7 protein-coding genes are annotated in these 6,219 nt (G+C 72.1%); 3 read left to right on the plus strand and 4 right to left on the minus strand.

Going from position 1 to position 6,219, the window contains the following annotated elements; genetic code table 11:
* Positions 1-127: 127 nt before the first annotated feature.
* Both ABT085_RS18030 and ABT085_RS18035 read right to left on the minus strand, forming a co-directional pair.
* Positions 128-778: a GntR family transcriptional regulator gene (locus ABT085_RS18030; protein ID WP_351608239.1), complete on the minus strand. Its 651-nt coding sequence runs from the start codon at positions 776-778 to the stop codon at positions 128-130.
* Positions 779-989: 211 nt separating this feature from the next.
* Positions 990-1,499: a hypothetical protein gene (locus ABT085_RS18035; RefSeq protein ID WP_351608242.1), complete on the minus strand. Its 510-nt coding sequence runs from the start codon at positions 1,497-1,499 to the stop codon at positions 990-992.
* 175 nt (positions 1,500-1,674) lie between these two features.
* Here ABT085_RS18035 and ABT085_RS18040 point away from each other — a divergent pair, with 175 nt between their 5' ends.
* From ABT085_RS18040 to ABT085_RS18050, 3 genes are all read left to right on the plus strand, one after another.
* Positions 1,675-2,019, plus strand: a complete 345-nt coding sequence (locus ABT085_RS18040) for a cupin domain-containing protein (RefSeq protein ID WP_351608244.1) — start codon at positions 1,675-1,677, stop codon at positions 2,017-2,019.
* Between the two features lie 173 nt (positions 2,020-2,192).
* A complete protein-coding gene (locus tag ABT085_RS18045; RefSeq protein WP_351608255.1) occupies positions 2,193-3,353 on the plus strand; it encodes a Gfo/Idh/MocA family protein in 1,161 nt (386 codons plus the stop codon).
* Positions 3,354-3,478: 125 nt separating this feature from the next.
* Entirely contained in the window at positions 3,479-4,483 is a 1,005-nt protein-coding gene (locus tag ABT085_RS18050; RefSeq protein WP_351608246.1) for a Gfo/Idh/MocA family protein, read from the plus strand.
* Between the two features lie 68 nt (positions 4,484-4,551).
* Here the strand turns inward: ABT085_RS18050 and ABT085_RS18055 are convergent, their stop codons facing one another.
* Both ABT085_RS18055 and ABT085_RS18060 read right to left on the minus strand, forming a co-directional pair.
* A complete protein-coding gene (locus tag ABT085_RS18055; RefSeq protein WP_351608258.1) occupies positions 4,552-4,737 on the minus strand; it encodes a hypothetical protein in 186 nt (61 codons plus the stop codon).
* A 69-nt stretch (positions 4,738-4,806) separates the two neighbouring features.
* Complete coding sequence (locus ABT085_RS18060; protein ID WP_351608249.1) at positions 4,807-6,060, minus strand: serine hydrolase domain-containing protein; 1,254 nt, start codon at positions 6,058-6,060, stop codon at positions 4,807-4,809.
* Positions 6,061-6,219: the final 159 nt, after the last annotated feature.

The raw sequence follows: 6,219 nt of genomic DNA on the forward strand, positions 1-6,219 counted from the left end.
GACGGGGCGAACGCGCTCGGCCCGTCGGGCCCGCGCGCGCACCCTTCCGACACAGGCACGCCCTCTCGGCTCACCGGCCTTGATGGACAGGTACGCGCCCGCCCCGCGTGTGCCGGTCGGCTGCGCTTCAGTCGCGCAACGCCTCGATCACGCTGTCGAGATGGGCGCGGACGGCCGCTTCGGCCGCCTGCGGGTCCCTGGCCCGGATCGCTTCGATCATGGCCAGGTGCTCGTTCAGGGATTGCTGCGGCCGTCCGGGACGCAGCGCCAACTGGAACCGGTGACGCACCAGTTGGGCATTGAGTCGTTCCAGCAGTTCCTGGGCGGTCCGCTGGCCGGAGAACTCCCGGATCCGGACGTGCAGTTCGTGGTTGAGGTCGGAGTAGGTCACCGGCTCGCCGTCGGCCACGGCCTTGGTCATGGCCGTGCCGAGGTCGGTCAGTTCGCTCAGCTGATCATCGCTGGCCGCGACGGCCGCCTTCGCCGCGCACAGTCCTTCGAGGACCATGCGGCACTCCGTGATGGCGACCGCTTCGTCCACGGTCACCACCCGCACCCGCGAACCGCGGTTGCGGATGCGCTCGACCAGCCCCTGGGACTCCAGGTCGATGAGCGCGGCCCGGATGCTGGCCCGTGTCACACCGAACTGCTCGGCGAGTTCGTTCTCCACCAACCGCTGCGCCGGTGCCATGTCGCCGTGCAGGATCGCCTGCCGCAGCTGCGCGAGCGCGTGCTGCTTGGCCTGCTCCCCGGTGCCCGGACGGGCTTCTGTCGGCATGTGCCCTCCCTGAGTGAGTGCCTGTCGAACCTAAATCTAGCCAAACAAGATTGTCAACAATTTTGTCTGCTGTATTGCGCGCATGATCGGCGCCGACCGGCCCGTCGGTCGGCCGCGCGCGGGTCCGGTCCGTACTCGATGAGGGTGTTGCTCGATGAAGGCGTTGCTTGATCAGGGCGTTACTTGGTGAGGGCGTTGCTTGATGAAGGCGCTACTTGATGAGGGCGTTCGCGACCACGACGACCAGTCCGAGCAGCGCGTCCCCCAGCCCGACCAGCGCGCACTTGATCCAGGACCGCCGCAGGCGCCGCGAGGTGACCAGGCCCAGGGCGAACAGCAGCGCCATGTTCAGGGCGAACGCCGGGTACTCCACCCCGTTCGGCGGCAGCCGGCCCCAGCCCGCCGCGGCCAGCAGCGCCACCGTGGGCAGCACGGCGGCGACCAGCGGCCACTCGTCGGCGAGGCTGTGCAGCAGATCCCGGCGGCGCTGCGGGCGGCGCTCGGCGACATAGTGCGCGTAGCCGTGCGCGAGGGCCGACGCGAGCGCCGTGACCAGCAGCCAGGCGGCGTCGTAGCGACGGCCCGCCTGATCGGTGTGGCCGTACCGGGTGAGCGCCGCGACCATCGAGCTGGCCAGTACGGCACCGTAGACACCGCCGAAGAAGACGGCCTCCAGGGTGTCGTGCCGGTGCGCGTCGGCGGTCGCCGAGGTATCGGTCATACCTCGACGATCACGCGCGCCGGGCGTCGGCGCCAGCGCGCGCGAGCACGACCCGGCCCGGCTCACCACACCGCGCCGCCCCGACCGCGACCGCGACGAAGTGTCCTGCCGTACGGTCCGATACTGCACACCCTGTCGGCGGCCGCCCGGCGGACCGGCTCGCTAGGGTCGGCCCATGATCCCCAGCTTCGTGGTCCACGTCCCCGACGCCGAGCTCGAACCCGAGCCGCTCGACCCCGCCCAGATCGTCTCCGGCAGCCCCGAGGTGACCGGGAAGGTGGTCTGGGAGTCCGACGACGGCCGGCAGCTCCGCGGAATCTGGCAGATCACCCCCGGCGTCGTCACCGACACCGAGGCCGACGAGCTGTTCGTCGTGGTCAGCGGCTCGGCGACGATCGAGGTCGAGGGCGGGCCCACGCTGCGGGTCGGACCGGGCGACCTGGCGGTGCTGCGCGAGGGCGACCGGACGACGTGGACGGTCCACGAGACCCTGCGCAAGGTGTACGCGATCAACCTGTAACGGCCGGCCCGCCGGGCACCGCACCCACGCAGCCGCGCAAGGCCGGGCAGGCTGGGCAGTGCACGGCCGGGCTGTGCACGGCCGGGTGCCGACCGGGGTCTTTGACACCGGGGTCCGGCGCGCCCAGGGTGGGCCGGGCGGATACTCGGACCGGTCCAGGAGAGGCTGTCATGGTGCTGCGTACCCTCGGTGTCGCCGTCGTCGGGTTCGGCTGGATGGGCCGGGTGCACACTCGGGCGTACGCCCGGGTCCGGCACCACTATCCGCATCTGCCTCTGACTCCGCGGCTGGTGGCGGTCGCCGACGACGTGCCGGGCCGGGCGGAGGAGGCCGCCGGACAGTTCGGGTTCGCCACCGCCGTGCACGACTGGCGCGAGGTGGCCGCCGACCCGCGCGTCGAGGCGGTCAGCGTCACCGCCCCGAACTTCCTGCACCGGGAGATCGGGGTCGCGATGGCCGAGGCGGGCAAGCACCTCTGGATCGAGAAGCCGGTGGGCCTGACGGCGGCGGACGCCCGCGCGGTGGCGGACGCGGTCGCCGGGGCCGGGGTGCAGGGCACGGTCGGCTTCAACTACCGCGGCGCACCCGCCGTCCAGGCCGCCCGCGAGCTGATCGCCGCCGACGGGATCGGCACCGTCACCCATGCCCGCATCCGGCTGTTCAGCGACTACGCCGCCCATCCGGAGTCCGCGCTGACCTGGCGCTACGAGCGCCTGCGGGGCGGCAGCGGAGTGCTCGGCGACCTCGCCTCGCACGGCGCGGACCTGGCCCGGTACCTGCTCGGCGACATCGCCTCGCTGACCGCCGACACGGCCGTCTTCGTCCCGCGGCGGCCCCGCCCGCCCGGCGCCACAGCCGGGCACGAACGGGCCGCGGGCGGCGAGTACGGCCCGGTGGAGAACGAGGACTACGTCAGCTGTCTGCTCCGCTTCGCCTCCGGCGCCCGTGGTGTCCTGGAGGCCTGCCGGGTGTCGGTCGGCGAGCAGAACAACTACGGCTTCGAGGTGCACGGCACCCGCGGCGCCGTCTTCTGGGACTTCCGCCGGATGGACGAGCTGGGCGTCAGCCGCGGCACGGCCTACCAGGACCAGCCGGTGGCCACACGTCACGTCGGTCCGGGCGACGGCGAGTTCGGCGCCTTCCAGCCGGGCGCCGCGAACCCGATGGGCTACGACGACCTGAAGGTCATCGAGGCGTACCGCTTCCTGCGCTCCGTCGCCGAGGACACCCCGTACGGCGCCACTCTCGGCGACGCCGTGGCCAGCGCCGCCGCGCTGGACGCGATGACCCGGTCGGCGCGGGACGGCACCTGGGTCGACGTGACGTCGTCGTAGGCGGGTCGTAGGCGGGTGGCAGACGGGGCGCAACCGGATCGCAGACGGGTTGTTCGGGGCATTTGTACTGACAAGAATGGCGTCCAGGCACCGCCCGCCCCCGTACCCAAGGAGCGTCCGTCCCCATGCGCATCGGAATCCTCGGCCTCGGCCGCATCGGCGCCTTCCACGCCGAGACCCTCTCCGGACTCGACGCCGTCCGGTCGCTCGTCGTGGCCGACCCGTTCGCCCGTGCGGCCAAGACGGCGGGCGAGCGGTTCGGCGCCGAGGTCGCGGACTCGCCCGAGGCGCTGCTGGCCGCCGGGGTGGACGGCGTCGTGGTGGCGGCGGCGACCGACGCCCACCCGGCGCTGATCCTGGCCGCCGTGGACGCGGGTGTCCCGGTCTTCTGCGAGAAGCCCGTCGCACGCACCATGCGCGAGGGCGTCGAGGTGATGAAGGCAGTCTGGGGCCGTGGCGTCCCGGTCCAGATCGGCTTCAACCGCCGCTTCGACGCGGGCTTCGCCGCGGCCCGCGCAGCCGTCCGGTCCGGCGAGCTGGGCAGGCTGCACACGGTCCGGTCGACCACCCTGGACCCGGCGCCGCCGCCGGCCGCGTACGTCGCCGCCTCGGGGGGCATCTTCCGCGACTGTTCCGTGCACGACTTCGACATCGTCCGCTGGGTGACGGGCCGTGAGGTGACGGAGGTGTACGCGGTCGGCGGCAACCGCGGTGCCGACTTCATCCGGGAGGCCGGTGACGCCGACACCACCGGAGCGGTGCTCACCCTGGACGACGGCACGATCGCCCTGGTCTCCAACAGCCGTCACAACGCCCGTGGTTACGATGTCCGGCTGGAGCTGCACGGCTTCTCGGACTCGATCGCCGTCGGCCTCGACGACAAGCTGCCGCTGCGCTCGGTGGAGCCGGGCGTGCGCTTCCCGGCCGGCCCCCCGCACGACTTCTTCATGGACCGCTTCGGCGACGCCTACCGCGCCGAGCTCGCCGCGTTCACGGAGGTCGTCGCCGGCACCCGGCCGTCCCCGTGCACGATCCCGGACGCCCTGGAGGCCGGGTGGGTGGCGGAGGCGTGCACGCTGTCGCTGCGCGAGCACCGGCCGGTACGGCTCGACGAGGTGCGGTCCGTCTGACGGGCGGGCCGGGCTCCACATCGCCGACGCCGTCTGCCGACACCGTTCGGCTCGCCGTCACCGGCGGCTCACAGGCAGTAGCGGACCAGCCATTCGTCCGGGTCGTAGGCGTTGCGTGCCGGGTCCGGCGCGACGGCCGGCCGCTCCTCGACCGTGTCCTGCGGCCGGATCCGCTCCGGCAGGGCGCCGAACCGCGCCTGCCGCCGGGCCTCTGCGGTGTCCGGCACCGTCTCGTCGTGCTCCGCGTCCGTCAACTCGGCCTCCCCGTGACGATGTTCGCCCACGCGTCCGGCACGCGGGCTCCCTCACCGCTTCGACGTGCTTTACCGGCCCGCAGGTTCCGCCGGAAGGTTGAAGACATGGTCAGGAGAGATGATCTTTGTGATCGCCTCGCCGAGGACGGTGCTCGGTTCGGCGCCCTTGTAGTCGATGTCGGTGTTGAGCACCACGACCAGCGTCGCCTGCGCCGAGGGCAGGTAGACGGTCAGCGACTCGTAGCCCGGCAGCGAGCCGTTGTGGCCGATCCAGCCCTTGACGTCGAAGATGCCGAGGCCGTAGCCGACGCCCGGGATCGGGGTCGCCGGAGTGGTCAGCCGCTGCTTCTGGACGGCGGGGCTGATCATGGTGTTGCCGTCCGGCAGGAGGCCCGTGGCGACCGTCCGCGCCCAGATCCGCAGGTCGTCCAGGGTCGAGATCATCGCGCCCGCGGTCCAGGCCCAGGAGGTGTTCCAGCCCGCGGCGTCCTCGACCTGCCCGCTGGCGGTCTGGTTGGTGTAGCCCTGCGCGTGCGGCTCGGGGAACTCCGCCCCGGTCGGGAAGAGACTGTGGTCCATCCCGGCCGGCTCCAGGACGTGGTCGCGGATGTAGTCCTCGATGTTCTGCCCGGAGAGCTTCTCGACGACCAGGCCGAGCAGGATCAGATTGGTGTTGGAGTAGTCGAACTTCTGGCCCGGCGAGAACAGCACCGGGTGCTTGAACGAGTAGTCGAGGAGCTGCTGGGGGGTGAAGGACCGCTGCGGGTCGGACGTGAGGGCCTTGAAGAAGCCGTCGTCGTCCGTGTAGTTGAACAGGCCGCTGCGCATCCCGGCCAGCTGACGCAGGGTGATCCGGTCCCCGCCCGGCACCCCGTCGACGTACCGGTCGATCGTGTCGTCGAGGCCGGCCTTCTTCTGGTCGACCATCTGCAGCAGCGCCGTGACGGTGAACGTCTTGGTCTCGCTGCCGATCCGGGTGTACAGGTCCGTCTTCATGGCCCGGTGGTCGGTCTTGTCGGCGACGCCGAAAGCCTTCACGTACTGCCCCTGGGCGGGTGTCCAGATGCCGACGCTCGCACCGGGGATGCCCGCCTCTTTGATCACATGCTGCACGGTCGCGTCCAGGAGGCGCTGCACGGGCGGGGTGAGATCGCGGACGCCGCCGGCGGAGGGGGACGGCAGCCGCGGGTAGGCGGCGGTGACGGCGCCCGGACCGGTCGGCGGCGCGGCCAGGACCGGCCCTCCGGCGAACGGCACCATGAGCATCCCCACCGCGGTGGCGAGGACGGCTCCCCTGCGCAGTCGTATACCCGCGTGCGTCATGGGCCAGCTCCTCCGTGCGGAGACAGAAGGAAGCGGATCCGCCTGGTCGTCGCCTCGCACGGCGAAGGCCGGACGGCCCCGCATCCCCTCAGCATAAGAGCGGCCGTACGCCGCCGCCTCCCGACGACGGCGGCAAGGCCCGTGCCACGCCCGCCCGCC

This window comes from Streptomyces sp. NPDC002265, from assembly GCF_040296125.1.
GTDB lineage: Bacteria > Actinomycetota > Actinomycetes > Streptomycetales > Streptomycetaceae > Streptomyces.